Source organism: Paraburkholderia sp. A1RI_3L (genome assembly GCF_048957895.1).
In the GTDB taxonomy this organism is placed as follows: domain Bacteria; phylum Pseudomonadota; class Gammaproteobacteria; order Burkholderiales; family Burkholderiaceae; genus Paraburkholderia; species Paraburkholderia kururiensis.
In genome coordinates, this window is the sequence record NZ_JARCHA010000011.1 from 23,895 (window position 1) to 47,002 (window position 23,108).

16 protein-coding genes are annotated in these 23,108 nt (G+C 68.1%); 8 read left to right on the forward strand and 8 right to left on the reverse strand.

The features are described from left to right. Positions 1-118 precede the first annotated feature (118 nt). A complete protein-coding gene (locus PXJ20_RS25245; RefSeq protein ID WP_421032365.1) occupies positions 119-6,253 on the forward strand; it encodes an MG2 domain-containing protein in 6,135 nt (2,044 codons plus the stop codon). A gap of 14 nt (positions 6,254-6,267) precedes the next feature. Further along, on the forward strand, positions 6,268-8,664 hold the full coding sequence (gene pbpC / locus PXJ20_RS25250; protein WP_421032366.1) for a penicillin-binding protein 1C: 2,397 nt from the start codon (positions 6,268-6,270) through the stop codon (positions 8,662-8,664). A gap of 254 nt (positions 8,665-8,918) precedes the next feature. Here the strand turns inward: pbpC and PXJ20_RS25255 are convergent, their stop codons facing one another. The 3 genes from PXJ20_RS25255 to PXJ20_RS25265 form a co-directional block, all read right to left on the reverse strand. Beyond that, positions 8,919-9,734 (reverse strand): DUF4410 domain-containing protein, encoded by an 816-nt coding sequence (locus PXJ20_RS25255; RefSeq protein ID WP_421032367.1) that lies wholly within the window; start codon positions 9,732-9,734, stop codon positions 8,919-8,921. A 301-nt stretch (positions 9,735-10,035) separates the two neighbouring features. Further along, positions 10,036-10,452: a hypothetical protein gene (locus tag PXJ20_RS25260; RefSeq protein ID WP_421032368.1), complete on the reverse strand. Its 417-nt coding sequence runs from the start codon at positions 10,450-10,452 to the stop codon at positions 10,036-10,038. Between the two features lie 10 nt (positions 10,453-10,462). After that, entirely contained in the window at positions 10,463-10,672 is a 210-nt protein-coding gene (locus PXJ20_RS25265) for a hypothetical protein (protein ID WP_421032369.1), read from the reverse strand. Between the two features lie 180 nt (positions 10,673-10,852). Here PXJ20_RS25265 and PXJ20_RS25270 point away from each other — a divergent pair, with 180 nt between their 5' ends. Beyond that, positions 10,853-11,710 carry a phytanoyl-CoA dioxygenase family protein gene (locus PXJ20_RS25270; RefSeq protein WP_421032370.1) on the forward strand — a complete coding sequence of 286 codons (858 nt, stop codon included), beginning with the start codon at positions 10,853-10,855 and terminating at the stop codon, positions 11,708-11,710. Between the two features lie 48 nt (positions 11,711-11,758). Here the strand turns inward: PXJ20_RS25270 and PXJ20_RS25275 are convergent, their stop codons facing one another. Continuing rightward, complete coding sequence (locus PXJ20_RS25275; RefSeq protein WP_421032371.1) at positions 11,759-12,499, reverse strand: hypothetical protein; 741 nt, start codon at positions 12,497-12,499, stop codon at positions 11,759-11,761. 172 nt (positions 12,500-12,671) lie between these two features. Here PXJ20_RS25275 and treF point away from each other — a divergent pair, with 172 nt between their 5' ends. After that, positions 12,672-14,636, forward strand: coding sequence for an alpha,alpha-trehalase TreF (gene treF / locus PXJ20_RS25280; RefSeq protein ID WP_421032372.1), 1,965 nt, complete (start codon positions 12,672-12,674; stop codon positions 14,634-14,636). A gap of 256 nt (positions 14,637-14,892) precedes the next feature. Continuing rightward, entirely contained in the window at positions 14,893-15,843 is a 951-nt protein-coding gene (locus tag PXJ20_RS25285) for a PfkB family carbohydrate kinase (protein ID WP_421032373.1), read from the forward strand. 102 nt (positions 15,844-15,945) lie between these two features. Here PXJ20_RS25285 and PXJ20_RS25290 read toward each other — a convergent pair whose 3' ends face one another. Next, positions 15,946-16,323, reverse strand: a complete 378-nt coding sequence (locus PXJ20_RS25290; RefSeq protein ID WP_421032374.1) for a hypothetical protein — start codon at positions 16,321-16,323, stop codon at positions 15,946-15,948. 704 nt (positions 16,324-17,027) lie between these two features. Next, positions 17,028-17,246: a hypothetical protein gene (locus tag PXJ20_RS25295; protein WP_233411619.1), complete on the reverse strand. Its 219-nt coding sequence runs from the start codon at positions 17,244-17,246 to the stop codon at positions 17,028-17,030. 291 nt (positions 17,247-17,537) lie between these two features. On the opposite strand from PXJ20_RS25295, the gene PXJ20_RS25300 reads away from it, so the two are divergent. After that, the gene (locus tag PXJ20_RS25300; RefSeq protein ID WP_017776069.1) at positions 17,538-18,212 is read left to right on the forward strand and encodes an HAD family hydrolase; all 675 of its coding nucleotides are present in this window, start codon (positions 17,538-17,540) and stop codon (positions 18,210-18,212) included. 68 nt (positions 18,213-18,280) lie between these two features. Here PXJ20_RS25300 and PXJ20_RS25305 read toward each other — a convergent pair whose 3' ends face one another. Further along, entirely contained in the window at positions 18,281-18,559 is a 279-nt protein-coding gene (locus PXJ20_RS25305) for a hypothetical protein (protein ID WP_199541952.1), read from the reverse strand. Positions 18,560-19,053: 494 nt separating this feature from the next. Here PXJ20_RS25305 and PXJ20_RS25310 point away from each other — a divergent pair, with 494 nt between their 5' ends. Both PXJ20_RS25310 and PXJ20_RS25315 read left to right on the forward strand, forming a co-directional pair. Further along, on the forward strand, positions 19,054-20,073 hold the full coding sequence (locus PXJ20_RS25310) for a glycosyltransferase family 2 protein (RefSeq protein ID WP_421032375.1): 1,020 nt from the start codon (positions 19,054-19,056) through the stop codon (positions 20,071-20,073). Between the two features lie 233 nt (positions 20,074-20,306). Continuing rightward, entirely contained in the window at positions 20,307-20,708 is a 402-nt protein-coding gene (locus tag PXJ20_RS25315; RefSeq protein ID WP_421032376.1) for a DUF3175 domain-containing protein, read from the forward strand. A gap of 41 nt (positions 20,709-20,749) precedes the next feature. On the opposite strand, the gene PXJ20_RS25320 is transcribed toward PXJ20_RS25315, so the two are convergent. Then, complete coding sequence (locus PXJ20_RS25320) at positions 20,750-22,840, reverse strand: ATP-binding protein (protein ID WP_421032377.1); 2,091 nt, start codon at positions 22,838-22,840, stop codon at positions 20,750-20,752. Positions 22,841-23,108 lie beyond the last annotated feature (268 nt).

Below are 23,108 nucleotides of genomic sequence, written 5' to 3' on the forward strand. Positions count from 1 at the left end.
GCGCGGCGCCTTCGCGTGCGTATCGACACGCGCCGATATGCGTACTGGAAGCGTCTCTTTCGTCAGTTAGAATCGGCCCGTCATTCCGAAAGAAAAATGAAACCTGGGAGCGCGACGCATGCGACGCGGCACGAACAAACTCAAACAACCTGCCTTCTGGGCCACCGCGACCGCTGCGACCATCGTGGCGCTGGGTCTTCTCTGCGCCACGACGCGGCGGGCCGATGCAGCGCGCATCACGCACGTGTCGCCGCAAGGCACCGTGGCGCAGGTCAGGCAGATCGTCGTCAAGTTCGACGAAGCGATGGTGCCGTTCGGCGCGCCCGACCTCGCGGCACCCGCCGCCGTGAAATGCAACGACGCCTCCGCGAGCGCGGGCCAGTCGCGCTGGATCGACGAACGCACCTGGGCCTGGGACTTCTCCGCTGACCTGCCGCCTGGCGTCGCCTGTTCCGTGGACCTGAAGGACGGGCTGAAGTCGGCGGCGGGCAACGCGCTCACGGGCCCACGGCACTACGCGTTTCAGACAGGCGGTCCGTTCGTGCAGGACGTCGAGCCCTCCGGCGACGAGATCGAAGAAAACCAGGCCTTCGTGCTGAAGCTCAACGGACCGGCAACGGATGCCTCGGTTAAGCAGCACGTATGGTGCGAGTCGAGCGGACTCGGCAACCGCATTCCCGTCACCAACGTGGACGCCGCCACGCGCACGGCGCTTTTGAAGCGCTTCCGTCTGCAAAAGGAAGGCGCGCGCGTGCTCACGCTGCAATGCCAGCAGGCCCTGCCTTCGGGCACGAAGGCGCAACTGGTCTACGGCAAGGGCGTGGCGAGCCCGAGCGGCATTGCCAACGACGTGGAGCGCCGCTTCGACTTCAAGGTGCGCGAGCCCTTCGCCGCGAGCTTCAGTTGCGAACGCGAAAACGCCAGGGCGCCCTGCACGCCGCTGCGTCCCGTGCGCGTGCAGTTCAACGCGCCCATTGCGCGCAGCGACGCCGAACGCCTCCGCCTCAAGGGACCCGACGGCGACATCAAGCCGACGTTCTCGCCCGACGACAAAGACCCGCAAACCAGCACCGTCGAATTCGCGGCGCCATTGCCCGAGCGCGCCCAGTTGAGCGTCGTGCTGCCCGCCGGCCTCAAGGACGCGAGCGGCCGTGCGCTCACCAATGCCGATCTGTTCCCGCTCAAGACCACGACCGGCCCGCTGCCGCCGCTCGCGAAATTCTCGTCGGGCACGTTCGGCATCATCGAACGCTTTGCCGAGCCCAACATGCCCGCGCTCGTGCCCGTCACGCTGCGCAACGTCGAGGCGGATCTCCACATTGCCGGCCTCAACGCGGGCAACGCGCAGTTCTCGAAGCTGCGCGTGGAAGCCGACAGCGACATTCGCAGCTGGATGCGCAACGTCGAGCGCTTCGACAACTACACGATGACGCGCAAGGAAATTGCCGAGGCGATGCCGAATCTGCTCGATCACAATCCGCATCCCGTGATCGTGAAGCCGCGCAGCGATACATCCGGCGACGACGACTCAAACGACCCGAAGAATCCCCGCATCGACGTGCGCTCGCTCTCGCTGCTCGCGGGCCGCGCCAACATCGAAACGCTTTCGCTGCCGAAGGCCGATCCCAAGGCGCTGCGTCCGTTCGAAGTGGTGGGCGTGCCGGTGACGAAGCCCGGCTTCTATGTGATCGAACTGGCGTCGCCCGCGCTCGGTGCGTCGCTGCTGGGCAAACAGGCGCCCATGTATGTGCGCACCGCGGTGCTCGTCACGAATCTCGGCGTGCACTTCAAGCAGGGCCGCGAAAACAGCGCGGTGTGGGTGACGACGCTCGACAAGGGCCAGCCCGTGCCGAACGCCGACGTCCACGTGAGCGATTGCAACGGCGACGAAGTGGCTTCCGGCAAGACCAATGCACAGGGCGTGCTGATGATCGCCGGGCCGCTCGCGCCGCGTGCCGAATGCCGCAACGACGCCTTCGGCGGCTTCTTCGTCTCGGCGCGCATCGACGACCCGAAGACGGGCCACGACATGGCCTTCGTGCGCTCGGACTGGAACCGCGGCATCGAGTCGTGGCGCTTCAACGTGCCCACCGACACAAGCCTCGATCAGACCGTGCGCGCCCATACCGTGTTCGATCGCACGCTGCTGCGCGCGGGCGAAACGGTGTCGATGAAGCACCTGATCCGCGTGGAAACGATGCACGGCCTCGCCTTCCCGCAGACCTACCCGACGCGCGTCACGATCCGTCATACGGGCAGCGGCCAGACCTGGCACCTGCCGCTCAAATGGGCTGCCGACCACACCGCCGACTCCACCTTCGTTATTCCCGCTGCGGCCAAGCTGGGCGAGTACGAAGTCTCGCTCGACGACGGCAACGTAAACGCTGCATCGGGCGAGGCATCGGACCAGGCATCGAGCAACGCCGACGATAACAACGACAACAACAACGACAGCGGCGAAGGCGACGCCATGCGCCACAGCTACACGTCGGGCAGCTTCCGCGTCGAGGAATTCCGGTTGCCCGTCTTCAAAGGCACGATCGCCGTGCGCGACGAGAAGGCCCACCCGCTCGTGGCCGCGAAGGAAGCGCCGCTCACGCTGCAGATCGAGTACACCTCGGGCGGCGGCGCATCGGGCCTGCCCGTGCAGGTCTCCGCGCTCATGAAGAGCACCTCTCCAGCGTTCGCGGACACGTATCCCGACTACAGCTTCCTGCCCTACGTGAAGCGCAACGACAACACGGCGTCGTCGGACACCGGCGACGACGAAGACAGCGCATCGCAGCAATCCACCGACGACGGCTCGAAGCTCATCGCCGACAAGGAACCCGTCACGCTGGACCGCAACGGCGCAGGCCGTCTCACGCTGAAGAACCTGCCGGCCGTGGATGCGCCGAAGCGTCTCGCGCTCGAAAGCACCTTCGCGGACCCGAACGGCGAAGTGCAGACCATCAGCGGCAGCGCCACGCTGTGGCCCGCCGCGGTGGTGGCGGGCGTGAAGTCGGGGCAATGGGTGTCGGTGGGCAACACGGTGCCCGTGAAGGCGCTCGCGCTCGACCTGCAAGGCAAGCCGCGCGCGGGCGTGCCGCTCGACGTGCGCGGCATCGCGCGCATCACCATCACGTCGCGCAAACGCATGGTGGGCGGCTTCTATGCGTACGACAACCACACCGAAACGAAAGACCTCGGCACGCTGTGCAGCGGCAAGAGCGATGACCACGGCCTGCTCGCCTGCGACGCGAAGCTCAAGGAAGCGGGCAACGTCGACCTCGTCGTAACGGCAAAAGACGGCGACGGCAATGCGTCCACGGCCACGACCTCCGTGTGGGTCACGCGCGAGGAAGACCTCTGGTTCGGCGGCGAGAACACCGACCGCATCGACGTGCTGCCCGAAAAGACTGCCTACGAGCCCGGCGAAACCGCACGTTTCCAGGTGCGCATGCCGTTCCGGTTCGCAACGGCGCTCGTCGCCGTGGAACGCGAAGGCGTGATCGAAACGCACGTCGTGAAGCTGGACGGCAAAGACCCCACCATCGACCTCAAGGTGAACGAGGCGTGGGGGCCGAACGTGTACGTCTCCGTGCTCGCGCTGCGCGGGCGCATTCACGAGGTGCCGTGGTACTCGTTCTTCACGTGGGGCTGGAAGGCCCCCATCGAATGGGCCCGGGCGTTCTGGTACGAAGGGCGCCAGTACGAGGCGCCCACGCCGCTCGTGGACCTCTCCAAACCCGCGTATCGCTATGGCCTTGCGGAGATCAAGGTAGGCACGGCCGCGCATCGCCTCGCCGTCACCGTCACGCCCGATGCGAAGACCTACACCGTGCGTGGCAAGGCTCACGTCAAACTGCGCGTGCAGATGCCGGGCGGCAAGCCCGCGCCCGCAGGCACGCAGATCGCGGTGGCCGCCGTGGATGAAGCGCTGCTCGAACTCATGCCGAACGACAGCTGGGACGTGCTTGACGCCATGCTCCAGCGGCGCGCCTACGGCGTGGAGACGTCGACGGCGCAGATGGAGATCGTCGGGCGCCGGCACTTCGGACGCAAGGCCGTGCCCGCGGGCGGTGGCGGCGGACACGGCGCCACGCGCGAACTGTTCGACACGCTGCTGCTCTGGAACCCGCGCGTGACGCTGGACGCCAACGGCGAAGCGTCGCTCGTCGTGCCGCTCAACGACTCGCTCACGAGCTTTCGCATCGTCGCCATCGCCGCGGTGGGCGACGGCACGTTCGGCACGGGCAGCGTTTCGATTCGCAGCACGCAGGATCTGCAACTGATCTCGGGCCTGCCGCCGCTCGTGCGCGAAGGCGACCAGTTCCGCGCGCAGTTCACCGTGCGCAACACGACGGCGCGCGCGATGAAGGTGGTGGTTACGCCGAACGTGCCGGGTCTCACGCTCGCGCCGCAAACGGTCGACGTCGCCGCCGACTCCGCGCGCGAAGTGGCGTGGACCTTAACGCCGCCGGATGGCCTGTCAGAAGCGTCGCCGGCCGCGCTCGCCTGGAACGTGGCCGCCGCCGAACAGGGCGGACCGCACGCCAGCGACGCGCTGAAGGTCACGCAACGTGTCACGGCGGCTGTGCCCGTCACCGTGCAGCAGGCCACGCTCACGCAGGTGGACGGCTCGTTCTCGCTGCCCGTGGCCGCGCCGCCGAATGCGACCACCACGCAGGCCGGCGTGCCGCGCGGCGGCATCGCGGTCTCGTTGCAGCCGAAGCTCTCCGAAGGGCTGCCGGGCGTACGGCGCTGGTTCGAGCGCTATCCGTACAGTTGCATCGAGCAGCAGACTTCGCGTGCGCTGGGCCTGAACGACGTGGCGCAGTGGCAGGCCGTGGTGGCGCGCATGCCGGTGTATCTGGACCGTGATGGGCTAGCGAACTACTTCCCGCCCTCGGACGACAGCGGCAACACGGGCAGCACCGCGCTCACGGCGTACCTGCTCTCGGTCACGGACGAAGCCGCGAAGCTCGACCCGCGCTTCGCCCTGCCCGACGACTTGCGCGCCAGGATGGAGAGCGGTCTCGCCGCCTTCGTGGAAGGCCGCCTCGAGCGCAAGTTCTGGGCGCCGCGCAAGGACCTGGACCTGCGCAAGCTCGCCGCCATCGAAGCGCTCTCGCGTCACGGCGCCGCGCGTGCCAGCATGCTCGATTCGATCGAGGTCGCACCGAACCAGTGGCCCACCTCCGCGGTGCTCGACTACTACGCGATCCTCTCGCGCGTGAAGGACATCCCGCAACGCGACGACAAGCTCGCGCAGGCCGAGCAGATCATCCGCGCCCGCCTTACATATCAGGGCACGCGCCTCACCTTCTCCACCGCGGACGGCGACGACCTCTGGTGGCTCATGACGGGCACCGAAACGAACGCGGCGCGCACGGCGCTCACGTTCGTCGATGCACCGGGGTGGAAGGACGAGATGCCGCGCCTCGTCGCGGGCCTGCTCGGCATGCAGAAGAACGGCGCGTGGCAGACCACGACGGCGAACCTGTGGGGTCTGCTCGCCGTGCAGCGTTTCTCGCGCGCCTTCGAAAGCGTGCCCGTGACCGGCCAGACGCGGCTTCAACTGGGCGCGACCACGAAGACGATCGCGTGGAGCCAGCCGGCATCGGCGGCGAATTTTGCATCCGCCACCGCGATCACGAAGACCGCGAACACGCGCAGCGTGTTGCTGCCGTGGCCGGCCGAGGCGCGCGGCGCGCCCGCCACAGCGCCCGGCGCGCTTTCGTTGACGCTCACGCAGGACGGCACCGGCAAGCCGTGGGCCACCATCGAAAGCCTCGCGGCGGTGGCGCTCAAGGCGCCGTTCGCCGCGGGCTATCGCATCACGAAGACGGTGACGGCGGTGGACCCCGCGGTAAAGGGCATGGCCAGAGGGACGTACACGCGCGGCGACATCGTGCGCGTGCACCTCGACATCGATGCCCAGACCGACATGACCTGGGTGGTCGTCAACGATCCGGTGCCCGCCGGCGCGACCCTTCTCGGCTCCGGCCTCGGCCGCGATTCGGAGGCCGCCACGCAGGGCGAACGGCAACAGGGCGACGCGTGGCCGGCGTTCGTGGAGCGCGGCTTCGACGGCTATCGCGCCTACTACGATTACCTGCCGAAGGGGAAATTCTCCGTGGAATACACCATGCGGCTCAACAACGTCGGCACGTTCGGCCTGCCACCTACGCGCGTCGAGGCGCTCTACGCGCCCTCGACGTTCGGGGTGCTGCCGAATGCGTCGGTGGTCGTGCGGCCGGTGGCGCAGTGAGGGGGAAATGCGCGATGGGCGACGGGCGGGCAGTGGCCCGGCGCATTGCCCGCGCCGCCATCTGCGCGCTGCTCGCCGTTGCCGCGCCGCTCGCGCACGCCCTGCCCTCGTTCAACGACGTGCGCGCGCAGTGGCGCAGCTCGGACTGGCTGCTGCTCGCACGCGACGGCACGCCGCTGCAACGCACGCGTATCGACAAGACCGAGCGGCGCGGCGACTGGGTCGCACTCGCGGACGTCTCGCCGGCGCTGCGCGAAGCGATCGTCGTTTCCGAAGACAAGCGCTTTTACGAACACAGCGGCGTCGACTGGCACGGCGCCGCCGCCGCGGCCTGGGCGAATCTCTGGAACACGCGCACGCGCGGCGCGTCCACCGTGACGATGCAGCTCACGGGCCTGCTCGGCGACGATCCCCAGCATTCCGGGCAGCGGTCCGTCGCGCAGAAGGCGGGGCAGGCGGTGAGCGCGCTGTGGCTCGAACGCAGCTGGCGCAAGGACCAGATTCTCGAGGCGTATCTGAATCTCGTGCCGTTTCGCGGCGAGACGATCGGGCTCTCGGCGCTTTCGCTCACGCTGTTCGGCAAGGCGCCCTCGGGCCTCGACGAGCGCGAGGCCGCCGTGGCCGCTGCCTTGATCCGCGCGCCCAACGCGCCCTACGCCCGCGTGAGCGCGCGGGCCTGCCGGATTCTGCGCGACATGAAGGCGCCCGAACGCTGCGCGAATCTGACGAGCTTCGTACAACTCGCGTTCGCGCGGCCCGCACCCGCCGTGCTCGCCGTTTCGCCCGAAGCCGACACGCTCGCGCCGCATTTCGCGCGGCGCATCGCGGCCGAAACGCGTCCGGCGGCCGGGGCACGCATCACGACGACGCTCGACGCCCGCCTTCAGCGCTTCGCCTCGGACACGCTCACGCGCACGCTCGTCGAACTCAATGCGCCGGCGCATCGGCGCAACGTGCACGACGGCGCCGTGGTCGTGCTCGACAACGCGACGGGCGACGTGCTGGCGTGGGTGGGTTCGTCGGGCGGACTCTCGGGCGCGCGCGACGTGGATGCCGTGCTCGCGAGCCGCCAGGCCGGCTCCACGCTCAAGCCGTTCCTCTACGCCGAGGCCATCGACGAACGGCGGCTCACCACGGCCTCGCTGCTCGACGACGCGCCGCTCGACCTCGCCGCGGGCGGCGGGCTCTACATTCCGCAGAACTACGACAAGGACTTCAAGGGCTGGGTGAGCGTGCGCACGGCGCTCGGGTCGTCGCTGAACGTGCCCGCCGTGCGCACGCTCGTGATGGTCACGCCGCACCGCTTCGCCACCACGCTCACGGCGCTCGGCCTGCCGCTCACGCAGAGCGGCGACTACTACGGCTATTCGCTCGCGCTCGGCAGCGCGGACATCACGCTGCTTTCGCTCGCCAATGCGTACCGCGCGCTGGCCAACGGCGGCGTGGCGTCGCCTACGTATGACCTGCCGCGTCATCCCACTGTGCCGTACGCGACGGCGCCCGCCACGCCGCGACGCGTGTTCAGCGCGGGCGCGAGCTACATCGTGACCACGGTGCTCGCGGACAACAACGCGCGCACCCGCACCTTCGGTTTCGACAGCCCGCTCGCCACGCGCTTCTTCTCGGCCGTGAAAACGGGCACGAGCAAGGACATGCGCGACAACTGGACGGTGGGCTTCACCTCGCGCTACACGATCGGCGTGTGGGTGGGCAATGCGGACGGCGAACCGATGTGGGACGTCTCCGGCGTGACGGGCGCGGCGCCCATCTGGGCCGCCGTGGCCGGCTACCTGCACCGTCACGTGCCGAGCGACGCGCCGCGCATGCCCGCGGGCGTCGTGGAGACGCGCATCGCGTTCGAGCAGAACGTGGAGCCCGCGCGCAACGAGTGGTTCCTGAGCGGCACGCAAACGCCGGTAGTGGGACTTGCAGCGGATGCGGCGGGCGCGCCGGCTGGAGCGCGTGGAACGTCGTCGGCGGGCGCGGCGCGAGGGGTGCATGCAGCGCAGTCGGTGCAATCGGCGCAATCAGGAAAGGGCGCGCCGCGCATCGGCTCGCCCACGGATGGCACGCTCTTCGCGCTCGACCCGGACATTCCCGCCACGCGCCAGCGCATCGTCTTCGAGCGCGAGAGCGGGTCGTCCTCGCGCAGCGCGTGGCGGCTCGACGGCAAGCCGCTCGGCCACGACGACCGCGTGACCTGGTTGCCGTGGCCGGGGCGGCACGTGCTGGAACTCGTGGATGCGAACGGCACGAGCGTCGACGCCGTGCACTTCGAAGTGCGCGGCGCAACGGCGCGGCCGGGTCATGCCGCGGGCAATCGTGCAACGGGCAAGGCAGGCGCGCGTGCGACGGCGCCGGGTTCGGGCGGGGGGCAAAACCCGGCGCGCTCGGGTTTGCCCGGCGCGTAGCACATAGGCGGGCCACCATCCGCTATTGGCGCGGGCAGGACGGCGAATCATGCCGTGCCTGTATCGGCGGCCGTTACGAACGATGCGGCGGTCAACGCCGCGCCGTGGGAACCCAAACCCGAGCCTTGAGCGGCAATCCGTATATCCTGCGCGATCGCATGGCGAATCGTGCCGCGCCTGTATCGGCCGCTGTCACGATGCGGGCGGTTGATCCCAAGCGCTGAGCGCTAAACCGAATGAGCATCGCCCCGCGTTCAGTCCGCCTGCGCCACAGGTTGCGCCTGAGCGCCCTGCACCACCGGTGCCGCATTCGCGTTCTTGCCCTTCATACCAACCGCCGCCACGACCTGCTTCGCGATCGAATCGGCCAGCCGTTTCGCTTCGGCTTCGAACGTGTCGTGCTTCGCTTCGGAGACTGCGTGCAGCCCGCCGCTCGTCGCCACCGACGTCGCCAGGCTCCCCGCCGCCGCGCCCACGCCGCCCATGGCGACCATGCCCGGCGCCTTGCCGCTGTCCGCGGTGGCGTCGAAGCGCTGCAACGGCGACAGCACGCCGCCTCGCGGCTGATACAGCAGTTGCACCGACGCCTCCACCTCGCTCTTGCCCGCGCCAAAGCCGATCAGCATGCGGCGGCTGCGCCGGCCTGCATCGAGCGTGTCGAGGCTGCCTTCGATCACGAGCACGCTCTTGCCGGGCGGCGTCGAAAGCGTCGAGGGCGGCACCGGCGCGAGCACGGCATCGAGCCCCTTCGCCCGCAACTGCCGCACGAGTTCGCTCGCCACCTGGCCGCGCACCGCGAGCGCCTCGTTGTATTGCTGCTGCACCGCGGACGTCCCACTGAACGACGCCTTCAACTGCCGGCTCAGGCCGTTGTCGAACTGGACGGTCGCCGTGGCGTCGTCGAACGGGTAGACGTAGATCACGTCGGGCCGCACGGGTGCGGGCGCGGCATAGGCCTGCACGCCGCTGATGCCCGAGGCGCAGCCGCCGAACGCGAGACACGCGGCCACGAGCGTCGCACTCGCCCAACGCCGCGCGCGGCGCACGGCCCATCCTGATGAAAATGACATCGGCATCTCGTTCCACCTGCCCTCGTTCACGCTGAAATAGCCGGCCCGTTCCCGTCGAAGGCGAAAGACAGGGAGAGGCCGGTGCGACTACCGTGACGGCGACGCCGGCGAGGCGCGCCGTGGTTCACGCGGTGGTTCAATCGTGCACCGCGTGCTGCCAGCTGTACATCGCGTACTGCCAGTTGTTCGTCGCGTGCCGCTATCTGTGCACAACGTACTGCCAGCTGTGCACGCGCGTACCGCCAGTTGTGCATCGCGCCAGTTGTTCACCGCGTGCCGCCCCTGGCGCATCGCGTACCGCTCAGGCCCAGTGCGGCGGAATCCACACGCCGCCCACCCAGTGGCCCGGTACCCAGACGGCGGGCCGAACCGCGGGCGCCACGTAGACGGTGGTCGGCGCGACGCCATAGGCGGTCTTCGCGGGAGCCGGCGCCACCATCAGCGGCGCCGGCGGAACGTAGGTGACCACCGGTGTCGGCGCCGCGTAGACGACGGGCGGAGGCGCCACGATGACAGGCGCGGCCACGACCGCGGTGCCGCGCAGCACCCACGTCGCGGCGCATGCCGAGACGCTCGTCATGGCGAGCACGCCGGCCGTCGCCGCGAATGCAAGCTGGCGCGAGAGGTGGTACGAGACGCGCGTCGTCCGCATCGCCGGATTCGAGGGCTGCGCCTTGCCTGCTAAACCGATACGGTTGATGAGAGATGAGAAGTTCACGGAACGTCCTTCAGTGTGTGGGCCGCGTCTCGAACGCGAAGATCGGCACGATCGGCACGATCAACTCGATCAGCAAGCGCTGGAAACGCGGCGGGTTGCGGATGGCTGCCAATGTAGAAGAACGCTCGCGCGGAGTCTGTTGGAAATTCATGTCGTGCGGTTTCACGGCTTTTTTTGAGCCGCGTTTTTGAGGTGCGCTTTTTAAGGCATATTCCTGCAATGGAACAAAAATTCCATTTCACTGGATGATGCAATTTCCGTTGTACATCGATGCGGTCTTGTCTATGCTGAGGTCATACGTGCGCCCGCGCGGCGCGCGATGCACGCGGATGGACGACATCGCATCGTCCCACAGCAGCCAATTACACGATCACAGGACCGGCCGATCAGGAGACACGCCATGCAAAGCTTCAGTCCCGCCGAATGCACGCCCGAAGCCGTGGTGGACGCCCTGCTCCACGGGCCGGGCGCAGTCCGCGTGCGCGGCCTCTTCAGTCCAGTTCACGTGAGCGAAGCGCGCAGCGTCGTGATGGCCCATTCCGACGCCCGCGCACAAACCGTCACGCACTTTCAGGGCGAGGCCGCGCAGGCGGCGCGGCTGCATCTGCAACGCCGCGTGTGGAATCTGCTTGCAAAAGGGGACGTGTTTTCGCAGATGGCCGAGCAACCGCTGATCGTTGCCGCCATGCGCGCGTTTCTCGGTGAGGATTTCGTGATGGGATCGATTGCCGCAAACCGCATCCTGCCCGACGGCCCCGGCCAGGAACCGCACATCGACTACCCGTATTGGGATCTGCACGCGCCGCAGACGTTTCCCGTGGGCATCAACGCGAGCTTTCCGCTCAACGCGCAGGTGACCATTCCGCTCGATCCGTTCACGGCGCAAACCGGCGCCACCGCGTTCGTGCCGGGCACACAGCGCGACCTGCGCTACCCCGGCCCCGACGACCGGTTCTTCGAACGCTGCGAGCGCATGGAGGCGGACCCCGGCGACGCCATCCTGTTCTTCGGCGCCACCTGGCACTGCGCCATGCCGAACCGCAGCAACAGCGACCGCAGCGCCATCCTGATCCAGTACCTGCCGAAGTTCGTGAAGCCGATGGAAGACCTGCGCGCAATGGTGGGAGAGGCGTTCGTGAAACGCGCGAGCCCCACCATGCGTCAACTGCTCGGCCTCACGTACCCGTATCCGCAGAATCTGGACGACGTAACGGGCGCCGCCAACACCGAAGGACGCGTGAACGCGGCGAGGTACTGAGCCCTGAGATGCTAAGTCCCGAGGTACTGAGTCCGATACCCCACGCCGCTACTGCCCGCCGTCGAGCCGATTGACCCGGAAGTCCCCTGCCAGCGCGCCGGGACCGCGCTGTTCCATCAGGCTGCCGAATTCGTTCGAGATGCGCTTCAACGCATGCCGCTTGCCTTCCAGGTCGCGCTGCGTGAAGTCTTCGTAGGCGCCGTCGTCGAAGGAAACCGTCACCGACGCGCGGTGCCCTCCGTTTTCAAAGCCGATGTGCAGCGTGTGGTCCGGGCGTTCGTCGATATGAAAACCGATCGCGCGCGCTTCGAAGTAGCGGCCCAGCGTCTCGGCCACCTCTCTCATTTCGCCTGCCTGTACGTGAATGTTCATCGCGGCTCCGTGGTGACGAAGGGCGGCGCCTTGCTTCTCGTCCTGCTTCTCGTCCTGCTTCTCGTCCTGCTTCTCGTCCTGCTTCCCGTCTGCTTCCAGTCTTTTATGCTCCGACGTCTTGCCGCCCGACAATGGCGTCGCGGCGTCGCGCTGCATGGTGCGTTCCTGCGAGCGGCGCCCTACACGGCGCAACGCCCGGAGCGGCCCTCTCAGCGCGAAGCATCCCGCCAGCAAGTCCGAATGCAGTGTAGTCAGACGTAAAGCGCTGTGCGCGGATTGAAATGTTTGCCCGCACGCTTGCAATAGTTGCGCACTCTTCTGAGGAATCGTGTTTTCGCAAGCGGCCGTTTCGCTGCGATGCAGCGTGTCCGGCGGCTTTCCAGCGTATTTCGGCGCGGACCGAAACTTGCTGCTCATCACCGCTTTCCCTTTGTTCGCCCGGCACGCATGCACTTCTGGCCGCCTGCGAGCCACGATTTTGCCTCCGATGTCTTTGCACACTGCCGCACCCGGCCCGCGCGCCGCAGCCCCGCACGTAGCCGATGCTCCACTACCCCTACGGACCGTGTCGCCGCCTCCGGCCCACGTCATGCGTCGCCGCGCGCTGTGCGTCGCGCGCACCTGGCGGCCACCAACGATCGCTGCATGGCGCACGGCCTTGCGCGGCCTGCGCCCCGCCGCAGTGTGCCTCGCGTGTCTGTGGCCGCTTGCGCCGCACGCGGCAGGGCTCTCGCATGGCTTCATTCCGTTGCCCCACGCCGTGGCGGCGTCCGCGGGAAAGGCGAGTCAGGCGCCGAATCCGCATGCGCAGCCATCGCCGGTCGTGCCAGTGCCGCCCTCCGAGTTGTACGGCGACCTCTACCGCGAAGTCGAACTCGCACGCGTGTTTCCCGACAGCAAGACCTTCGCGGACATGGAGCCCAGCGTGCCGCCGCAGCAGGTCATGGCGGCGTTCGCGCAATACCGGGCCCAGCATCCGGACGAAGCGGCATCGCAAGCAGCCGGTGCGTCGGGGTCCGCTGCTGCGGCCGCTGCCGTCGTTGCATCGAGCGCGGCGAAAGGCAACGGCGCGTCGTCCCCGCTCGCGCAGTTCGTCGCGCGCTATTTCACGCTGCCGGGGCGGCAGGCGAAAAACTGGACGAGCGATCCGAACCAGGACGTGACGAGCCACATCGATACGCTCTGGAACGTACTGCGCCGCAATCCCGACAGGGTGAAGAACGCGTGGTCGTCGCTGCTGCCGCTGCCGAAGCCGTACATCGTGCCGGGCGACCGCTTCGACGAGATCTACTACTGGGACTCGTACTTCATCATGCTGGGCCTTGAAACGAGCGGGCGCCACGATCTCACGCGCGACGAACTCGACAACTTCGCCGCCTTGATCGACCGCTATGGCCACATTCCAAACGGCAACCGCACCTACTACCTGAGCCGTTCGCAGCCGCCGTTCTTCGCGCAGATGGTCGAACTCGTCGCGCAGCGCGACGGCGACGCGGTCTACCTGCGCTATCTGCCCGAACTCAAGGCGGAGTACGCGTACTGGATGGAAGGCAGCACGAACCTCTCGCCTGGCCACGCGTCGCGACATCTCGTGCGACTGGCCGACGGTACGCTGCTGAACCGCTACTGGGACGAACGCGATACGCCGCGCGACGAGTCGTATCGCGAAGACGTGCTCACCGCGCAGGCCGTGAAGGGGCGCGAGCCCGCTTCGCTGTGGCGCGACCTGCGCGCGGGCGGCGAAACAGGCTGGGACTTCAGCTCGCGCTGGTTCGCGGACGGCAAGACGCTTGCCAGCATCGAGGTGACGTCGCTCGTGCCCGTCGATCTGAACAGCCTGCTCTACCTGCTCGAACGCACGCTCGCGAAGGCGTATCGCGTACAGGGCGATGCCACGCATGCCGAAAACATGGAGCAGCACGCACGCATTCGCGCCGATGCGATCCGGCGTCTGCTCTGGGACCCGCAATTGCGCGCGTTCGGCGACTACGACTTCGCGCGCGGCACGCTCACGCACCGGCTCAGCGCGGCGACCGTGTACCCGCTCTATGCCGGCGTCGCGACGCGTGAGGAAGCACGTAGCGTCGCCGAAACGCTGAAGACTGCGCTGCTGCGTCCGGGCGGACTCGCCACCACGCGCGTGAACACTGGCCAGCAGTGGGACGAGCCGAACGGCTGGGCGCCGCTGCAATACCTCGCCGTGATGGGGCTCCGCCGTTATGGCGAAGCGGAACTGGCACGCACGATCGCCACGCGCTGGATCCGTACGAACGTTGCGTACTACCAGCGCACCGGCAAGCTCGTGGAAAAGTACGACGTAGACGTGGCGAACCGCGCGGCGGGCGGCGGCGAATATCCGTTGCAGGACGGCTTTGGCTGGACCAACGGCGTGCTGCGCGCGCTCATGAAGTTCTACCCCGACGTGGCGCGCAACACACGACCCACCGACGTGCCCGAGGGACCGTCGGGTGTTTCGGCCGCGGCGTCGGCGGCGAGGCAGGCGCCGAAGACCTCGCACCGTTTGCAGGCGGCGCCCGCCGGGGCCGCCAAATGATCCCAATGAAAATCGCCGTGAACGACCTGCCCGAGGAATTCGCGAACCCTGTCTCGGCGCGGCCGCTGCACGACAGAAAAACGATGCGATGCAACGCGACCGAGAGCACCGTCCGGCATGGCTGTTGCTTGAAGCAATACGGGCGCCGCAGTGCCAAGCCCGCATGTCATGAAGGGCGGGCCGCCCTTACGTGGACCGCCCTGACGTGCGCCGCCCCTGCGGCATTCTCGAGAGACGCGGTGCAATGGCAACGATCATGAGCGTCGGCAGCATCAACGCGGACTTTCAGGTGCGCGTGGATGCGTTGCCGCACAACGGCGAAATGGCGATGGGCCGGGAGTTCGCGAGACTCTCGGGCGGCACGGGTCCGAACGTGGCCCGCGCCGCGCAGTTGCTCGGCTTCGGCACGCAGGTGCTCGGCATGGTGGGCGACGACGACCTGGCCGACCAGGCGCTGGGCCCGCTGCGCCGCGCAAACGTGGACCTCTCGCACGTGCGGGTGGCGCACGGTCACGCCACCGCGATGGCCACCATTCTCGTCATGCCCGACGGCAGCCAGCACAAGGTCTTCGCGCCCAACGCAAGTGCGGCCTGGAGCGACGACGACCTCACCGCTGCGCGCACGGCCATCGACGCGCTCGCGCCCGACGACGTGCTCGTGGTGAGCTGCGACATCTCGGCGGCTGCGGTGACCTGCGCGCTGCAGGCCGCGGCGCGGCGCGGCATTCGCGTGGTGCTCGATCCGGTACCGGGCGACCGCGTATCGACGCGCGCCGTGCGCAAGCTATGGGCGCACGTGTCGGCCGTCATGCCCGACGACACGGCGGCCAGCCGGATGAGCGGCGTGAGCGTCAGCGACGACAACAGCGCAGCGCGCGCTGCCCAGGTGATGCACGCACGCGGCGTCGCGCTCGCCTGCGTGCGGCGGGCGCATGGCGGCTGCGTGGCGGTGTTCGACGGCAACACGCTGTTCGTCGCGCCGCAGCCGGTCACGATCGTGGATACCTCAGGCGCCGACGACGCCTTTGCCGGCGCCCTCGCCGTTGCCCTCGCGGAAGAACGCGGGCCCCTCGATGCCGTGCTTTTCGCGGCGGCGGCTGCGCATCTCGCGCTCACGCGCTATGGCGCCCAGGCTTCGTGCGGCGAACGCGACGAGGTCGAAGCGATGCAGGCCACGTTGCGGCCCCTGGCGCGGTTGTATCGGTAGCGGCGGGCGTCGCGCTTTTGCGTGGCAGCGTAGCAATGTCGAAGCATCGCGGCCTCGCGGTGTCGTATCGTTCGACGCCTTGATGCCCTCGCCGCCTCGCGCTCACTCGTCGTAGGCGGCCATGACGAGCCACAGGTCGCGCTCGCTGGTCTGCACGTGCGCCGCGAGCGCGTACGACGCGTGCGGATCGCACATCTCGCGCAGCAGGCTCTGCGCTGCTTCGCTGTTGCCGAATACGCGCTCGGATACGCGGCGCACTTCGTTCTTGCCTTCGAACATGCGGCGGTTGTGCTGGAACACGAGCGGTTGCTGCTTCCACTCGTTGAAACGCTCCTTCACGTGCTTGAAGTCGCCGCCGCACACATTCGCCTGGTAGTGCGTGTGCGCGCCCTTCGGCACGCCGGGTGCACTGCCTGCGTCGGCGAGACGGGTTGCGTGAACGTCCCAGCTGTCGGGCCCCGAAAATGATCTGTCTTCCATGATGCCTCCCCACTGCGTGCTGCCCGCCGTCCGTCTTTCAGGTGGTTTGCCGGTGGCCGGAATGGCGGCGCACTCGATGGTGTGCTGCGTGTGGCGCGCAGTCGTGCAGCACGTGCTGCACGGTGGGCGCTGCCCTGTGGGGGTTACCCGGTCGGGGCCGCGAGACGCTATTCGCGCCGTGCTGCGTCCGCCGGGGCGCCTCTGTCCTGCCGCGCTAATGGCATGAAAGCACGACGGTGTATCCGCGTGTGTTGTCCTACCCACGCACCAACCCGAAATGCCCGCTCACCTCACCCACCCCACTCGCTCCACTCACACCACCGTCACCTACGGTGCCTTTGTGATCCACCCGTCGCCACGACTGCTGCAAACAGGCGCAATGCCGCTACGGCCGTGATCGTCGCGCCGGACGGCAGCGAACGCGTCGTCGGCGTCGTTGGCGTGGACGGCAATTTCGCTCTGCACGACGAAGCGCGCAACCGCGCGGCCTAACCGGCGATGGCGTGAATCGATCAATGCCGCATGGCGTCCGACCATCACGTGCGCGGCGGGTAAGGTGGTCGACCCGAGTGGACGACGCGAACGAAGCCGGACGGGGCATCGCGCGAGGCCTCGCGTTCGCATCGGCTCTTACCGCTGCGCGTCCGTCCGTCGACAACTATCTGCCAACCCACGGGCTAACCCACCGCCCAACCACCGCGCCATTACTGGCTCGCGCCCGACGCCGGCGCGAGGCCCGAAGCCGCCGAGGCCGGCGCTGCGCCCATGCCGCTGTTCATGCCGCCGGCGGCCGCCGTGCCGCTCGCGCCCGCGGAACTGTTGGTGTCGGTGCTGCTGTTGTCGGCGCGCTTGCAGCCGGTGCCGCCCATTGCGATCAATGCGATAGACGAGACGACGAGCATCTGTTTCAAAGCCGGTTTCATGAGCCCCTCTTCTGTTGCTAGTCCTGGAGCTCACCGACCCGCAAGCGGTGTTCCCATCTGCCGTGGCCCAGCGCGCGCGTGTTGTAGCTGAATGTGCGAGCGCGGGATGAAGTCATCGAGCGTGCGAACCATGCAAGCGCTCCAGGCGCATCGCCATTGCGCGGCCGATGCGGGCTGCCACGCATCGGTCGCGGCAACGCGGGTACACTGGCTGCTCGCTTTTTCCTTCCCCTCGTGCGGCCTCGCCGGGCGTAGTCTCGCGGCGCCGCACGCCTCTCGCCGGAGCCCTTCATGCGCATTGAAACCGCGTTTCTGTTCGATCTCGACGGCACGCTCGTCGACAGCGTCTATCAACACGTGCTCGCATGGAAAGAGGCGCTGGACCAGGAAGGCATCGAGCTGTCGGTCTGGCGCATTCACCGCAAGATCGGCATGAGCGGCGGTCTGTTCACGAACCAGCTGCTGCGCGAAACGGGCGGCGACATCAGCCCCGCGCGCGTGGACCGGTTGCGGCAACTGCATGCCGATGCCTACAAGCGTCTGCGTGCCCAGGTGCGCCCCCTGCCGGGCGCGCGCGCACTACTCGATGCGTTGAGCGAAGCCGGCACGCGCTGGGCCATTGCGACGAGCGGCCGGCTCGAAACCGCGGCGGTGAATCTGGAAGCGCTCGGCGTGGATCCGGCACTCAACACCGTGGTTACGCGCGACGACGTGAAGTATGCGAAGCCCGACCCGGATCTCTTCATCGCAGCCGCCGCGCGGCTCAACGTGCCGATCGAACACACGGTCGTGGTGGGCGACAGCATCTGGGACATGCTCGCGGCACGCCGTTGCCGGGCGCTCGGCGTTGGGTTGCTCTCGGGTGGATACGGGGCGGAAGAACTGGAGCGCGCAGGCGCGCTGCGCGTCTACGACGATCCCGCCGATCTGCTGCACCATCTCGACGAGGTTGCGGCGCGGCCTTGAATCGCCCCGGTGCCCGATATCTGCCGGATACCCGCGCCCCTCCATTGCGCGGCGTCTCACGGCAGCGCTCACCAGTCCGGTGCGTTCGCGTCGAGCGCGTGGCCGGCACGGCGATTGACGACGCGATATGGGCGTTCGTGCTCGTCCAGCACGCCGCGCCATTCCGCGAGCCGCGCGAGCGAGTCGGTGCGCAGCACCGCGAAGGTGCGGCCCGAACGCGCCTTCGCTTCGGTCAGCTCGATCGTGCCGCTGGCACTGTCCGTGCCGTTGCCGCTCGTCGGCAGCGCGCGCAGCATCGGCACATCCCGCTCGTGCAGTTGCAGCTCGTATTGTCCATAGTGACCCATGGAAGTCTCCTGAGGAATCGGAAGTATTTCAGCGCGCTGGTGTAGCGCGCGTTGGTCGGTCTGGTGGTTGGTCTGTTGGTCCGTCTGCGGGCCGGTCTGTGCGCACAGTCTCCGGCCGATGCGCGTTTTTCAACGCACCGACGCGGCGCGCGCCGCGAGCGCAAGCTGCGTCCCTGCGAAAACAGCACGCCCCGTTCCCGAATGAGCGACTTCCAGCGACGCCGTTCGCCGCCTGGGCACTCCGTATGCGAGGGGTCGCAGGAAGCGCCCCGAACGCAGACACGGATGCCTCCCACCCGCTTGCGCCGGCTTGCATCGCCCCAGGGAAAGTGCCGTCATCGCACCTTCCACACGACGTGCGGCAACGGCGTATGCTCGTGACCATGGCAGCCGCAGCGGACCACAGCGGACCACAGCGAACATCACGACATGTCGCGCTGCCTGTTTTCCGGCCTTCTCCCCTGGCGTTGTTCCCATTCCGCGCAAGGCTAGCGATGAACCCGTCCAACGCATTCGCCGCACCCGAATCCGTGCCGCGCATCACGGTGGTCGTGCTCACGCATAACCGCGTGCGGGTGGTGCTGGAGACGGTGGCGCGCCTGCTCGCGCTGCCGGACGCGCCGCGCCTGATCGTGGCGGACAACGGTTCCACCGACGCTACCGTGAAGCTGATCGGTTCGCTCTTTCCTTCGGTCCGCATCGTCCAGTGTCTGGGCGACCTTGGCGCATCGGCGCACAGCCGCGCGGTGGCCCTCGCGCACACCGACTACGTGGCATTCACCGACGACGACACCTGGTGGGAACCGGGCGCCCTCACCGAGGCCGTGCGTGTGTTCGATAGCGCGCCGCGCGTGGCGGTGCTGAGCGCACGCGTGGTGGTTGGCGACGAGGGCGAGACGGATGCGCGCTGCACGCGCCTGAGCGCGAGTCCGCTGGATCGAAACGGGTTGCCCGGCCCCGCGCTCACGAGCTACCTGGCCGGCGCATGCGTGTTCCGGCGCGCGGCCCTGCTCGCCGTGAACGGCGACGAGCCGCTGCGCTTTGCGAGCGGCGACGAAGAACGCGTGGCGCTCGACCTTCTCGCGCAGGGCCACGCGATCGTCTACGGCGAAGGCGTGGTGGCACGCCGCTATCCGGGCGGCGATAGTGAAAACGGCGGCGGCAACGATGGCGAAAATAGCAGGCGCGCCAACCATCGCAGCGACGGTCCCGACGCCCGCCTGCGACGGCGCATCGCCGCACGCCATGCAGCCTGGGTGGCGTGGCAGCGGCTGCCGCTCGCGAGCGCCGTGGGCGCCACATTGCGGGCCTTCGGCGTACTCGCACGGGAGCATGCGTTGTGGCGCGACACATGGCCGTTGATCGCCGGCATCGGTGCAGCGCTCAAACGACGCCGTCCGGCACCGCCCAATGTGCTCGCGATGCGCCGCAAAGTGCTCGATGCCGAGCGCCTCGAACAGGCACGCGCCGCACGCGCGATGGCCGAAGAGCATCACCAGCACCCGGCGCGTTGATGTTGTGGTGCCGTTATGGCGTTGGCGCATTCGGCGCGTTCGCTCACGCTCCATCTGCGCCGGCTTCTCCGGCCCTTCTGCGCGGTCTCTGGAACACCCCTTGCTGAACGCCTGCTAAACGGCATGAGCGAGCTTTTATCCTGACCGATGAGCCGCCTGCAAAGCGCAAGCGTTCACCCGGCCACATCAAAGCGCTAACCGGATCCCCCCATATCGTCCCGAGACTCCTCGCCATGAGCACCACTCGCTCCGCTCATCCTTCCACGCGCACACGCAGCGGCCGTCCGCCCCGGCAGCGGCACGCGCAGGCGAAGGAACATCACGCCCGCACCCAACCGGACGCAGGCAAAGCCAAAACCAGCACGCGCCGCTGGTCACATGAAGTCATGGAAAAGAGCGATGCGCTCGATCTCGAACAAGGCGTTTTCCGCAGCGGCAGCGCCGACGAGATTGCCGAGTCGCTGAAGCGCTCGTCGCTTGCGAGCAAGCGACGCAAGGGCACGCCGTTTCAGTCGGCGATGTCGATGCTTAATTTCTACATCAATCGCGCCGGCAGGCACCTGCCCAAAACCCGGCGCACGACGCTGGAGCGCGCCAAAAAGAAGCTGCGCGAAGCGTTCGGGCGCGCGCCTTGAAGGGTGGGTGGACAGTGTGTCCTGACGCGCCCGGGCGAACGTTACGCGCGACTCCCGTCGAGCTGCCCCGCGCCGCTTCCGCCGCTTCCGCTGCCCTCGCGTTCTCGCGTGGCAGCGGCAAGCGAGTCGAGCAGTTCGATCACGCGCAGCGGGTCAACCGGCTTCACGAGATGCTCGGCGAAACCTTCGCTGCGCGAACGCGCGATGTCCTCGGTACGCCCCGAGCCCGTGAGCGCGACGAACGCCGTCCCGCCCGTGCCGGGCAATTCGCGCAGACGCCGCGCCAGCGTGTAGCCGTCCATGCCCGGCAAGCCGATGTCGAGCAGCACGACGTCCACCGGCGAGAGCGCGCTCACCCGCTCGATCGCCTCGTCGGCATCGGCGGCCGTGCGCACTTCGTGCATGTCGAGCACCATGGCGAGAGACTCCGCGGCGTCGCGGTTGTCGTCCACGATCACCACGCGCAGCGGTCGGCGCGCGCTGGTTTGCGGCGCGGCGGGCTCGGTGACGGCGGCCACCGCGCCAGCCTGCGCCACGGGCAGGCGGATCCTGAAGTGGCTGCCGCGATTGATGCCCGCGCTCGACGCAATCGCCTCGCCGCCGTGCATCTCGGCGAGCGTGCGCACCACCGAAAGACCGATGCCGAGACCGCCCACCGCGCGGCCCGGCCGGTCCTCGGCCTGCACGAACAGCTCGAACACATGCGGCAGCTCGGTCGCCGAAATGCCGATGCCCGTATCGCTCACCTCGATCAGCGCACGCTCGCCCGCGCCGCGACCCTCGGTGCGCACGGCGACGCGAATGTCGCCGCCGTCGGGCGTGTACTTGAGCGCGTTGTCGACGAGGTTCGAGACGATCTGCGTGATCCGCGTGACGTCGGCGTCCACATACACCGGCGCGTCCGGCATCGAAACAGCGATGCGGTGATGCCGTTCCTCCGCGTGCGGCGCGTTGATTTCGAGCGCGCCCGCCACGGCTTCGCGCAGATCGAACACGCGGCGCTTGAGCGTGATCTTGCCCGTGGTGATGCGCGAGACTTCGAGCAGGTCGTCGATCAGGCTCGAAAGGTGGCGAATCTGCCGGTCCACCACGCCCGGCACCCAGCGCGCCTGCGGCGGCAGTTCGGCCTCGCTGCGCTTGAGCACCCATGCGGCGTTGCGGATGGGCGCAAGCGGATTGCGCAACTCGTGCGCCAGCGTGGCGAGAAACGCGTCCTTGCGCCGGTCCACTTCGCGCAATGCGTCCTCCACGCTCTTGCGGTCAGTGACGTCGGCGAGCGTGCCGATGAACGCGTTCGCGTCGCCCTCGGGCGCGTAGCGGAAGCTGCCGCACATTTCGAGAAAGCGCAGCGCGCCGTCGTTGCGGCGAAAGAGGCGAAAGAGCGCGTTCACCTGGCGGCCCGGCACGTCGTCGGCACGCACCTCGGACACGAGTTCTTCCAGATCTTCGGGATGCACGCAGCCGAAAAACTCTTCGCTCGACATCGGCCCGTCTTCGGGACGCTGCCCGGTGATCTCGTACATGCGGGCGTTTTCCCAGACGGCTTCGCCCGTCTCCACGTCCCACTCGAAAATGCCGAGCCCGGCGGCCGCGGCGGCGATGCGCAGCCGCTCTTCGCTGTCCTGCTGCGCCGCGAACGCGAAGTCGCGGGCGCGCAGCGAGTCGTTCACGCGCTGGTTCTGCTCTTCCAGCAACTGGCGGATGGCGCCGTAGATCATGGCGCTGAACAGGTCTTCGATAAGCTGGTGCGCCCGCGGCTGTGTGTCGTCACGGTGCGCGCGGTGCGCGAAAAACTCGCGCGTGGCCTGCTGCGTGCATTTCTGCAGCAGGTCGAGTTCGCGAAACAGCGCATCGAGCTGATAGCCGTGCTGCCAGCGGTGCTTGCCGTGCTGGCGCGCGTCGCGCTCCACCTGGCCGTAGCTCGCCTGCGGCACGGCCGCGCGCAGCGCCTGGCAGACTTCGTCGAAGACCTGCGGCAAATAGTCGATGAGCTGCGCATTGGTGAGCCGTCCGGTGTTTTCGATGGCAGGATCGGAACGCACGAGCCGCAACCAGCGGCGTGTGATCAGCCATCGTTTGCGTTCCAGCCAGTTCGCAAGATCGGCGAAAGTCTTTCCCGCCTGCGTGTCCATTTGCGGTTCTCCAGGCTGCGGTCCGAGCCGCCGGCCCCCGTTTCTCCGATATCGGGCGACAACGGCCGGCGCCGGGCATCCCCGGGCCGGCCGCGCAATCCTTGCGTGCAAGCACATTCGATGCCCACTGCGCTCGCACGATGTCGCTTTCCGGCATGCAAACTGCTTATCCCATGCCCCAATGGGTTGCAGTGGTGCGGGCGGCGCGCTGCAACGCGTGCGTGGAAAACGCGACCAGACGGCGCCGCCTGCCCCACGTGCCGGGGGT

What these genes read in the sequence shown, in the direction of transcription:
- PXJ20_RS25245 (WP_421032365.1), top strand. Translation starts at nt 119, where the DNA reads ATGCGACGCGGCACGAACAAACTCAAACAACCTGCCTTCTGGGCCACC.
- pbpC (WP_421032366.1), top strand. Translation starts at nt 6,268, where the DNA reads ATGGGCGACGGGCGGGCAGTGGCCCGGCGCATTGCCCGCGCCGCCATC.
- PXJ20_RS25255 (WP_421032367.1), bottom strand. Translation starts at nt 9,734, where the DNA reads ATGTCATTTTCATCAGGATGGGCCGTGCGCCGCGCGCGGCGTTGGGCG.
- PXJ20_RS25270 (WP_421032370.1), top strand. Translation starts at nt 10,853, where the DNA reads ATGCAAAGCTTCAGTCCCGCCGAATGCACGCCCGAAGCCGTGGTGGAC.
- PXJ20_RS25275 (WP_421032371.1), bottom strand. Translation starts at nt 12,499, where the DNA reads ATGAGCAGCAAGTTTCGGTCCGCGCCGAAATACGCTGGAAAGCCGCCG.
- treF (WP_421032372.1), top strand. Translation starts at nt 12,672, where the DNA reads ATGCGTCGCCGCGCGCTGTGCGTCGCGCGCACCTGGCGGCCACCAACG.
- PXJ20_RS25285 (WP_421032373.1), top strand. Translation starts at nt 14,893, where the DNA reads ATGAGCGTCGGCAGCATCAACGCGGACTTTCAGGTGCGCGTGGATGCG.
- PXJ20_RS25290 (WP_421032374.1), bottom strand. Translation starts at nt 16,323, where the DNA reads ATGGAAGACAGATCATTTTCGGGGCCCGACAGCTGGGACGTTCACGCA.
- PXJ20_RS25295 (WP_233411619.1), bottom strand. Translation starts at nt 17,246, where the DNA reads ATGAAACCGGCTTTGAAACAGATGCTCGTCGTCTCGTCTATCGCATTG.
- PXJ20_RS25300 (WP_017776069.1), top strand. Translation starts at nt 17,538, where the DNA reads ATGCGCATTGAAACCGCGTTTCTGTTCGATCTCGACGGCACGCTCGTC.
- PXJ20_RS25305 (WP_199541952.1), bottom strand. Translation starts at nt 18,559, where the DNA reads ATGGGTCACTATGGACAATACGAGCTGCAACTGCACGAGCGGGATGTG.
- PXJ20_RS25310 (WP_421032375.1), top strand. Translation starts at nt 19,054, where the DNA reads ATGAACCCGTCCAACGCATTCGCCGCACCCGAATCCGTGCCGCGCATC.
- PXJ20_RS25315 (WP_421032376.1), top strand. Translation starts at nt 20,307, where the DNA reads ATGAGCACCACTCGCTCCGCTCATCCTTCCACGCGCACACGCAGCGGC.
- PXJ20_RS25320 (WP_421032377.1), bottom strand. Translation starts at nt 22,840, where the DNA reads ATGGACACGCAGGCGGGAAAGACTTTCGCCGATCTTGCGAACTGGCTG.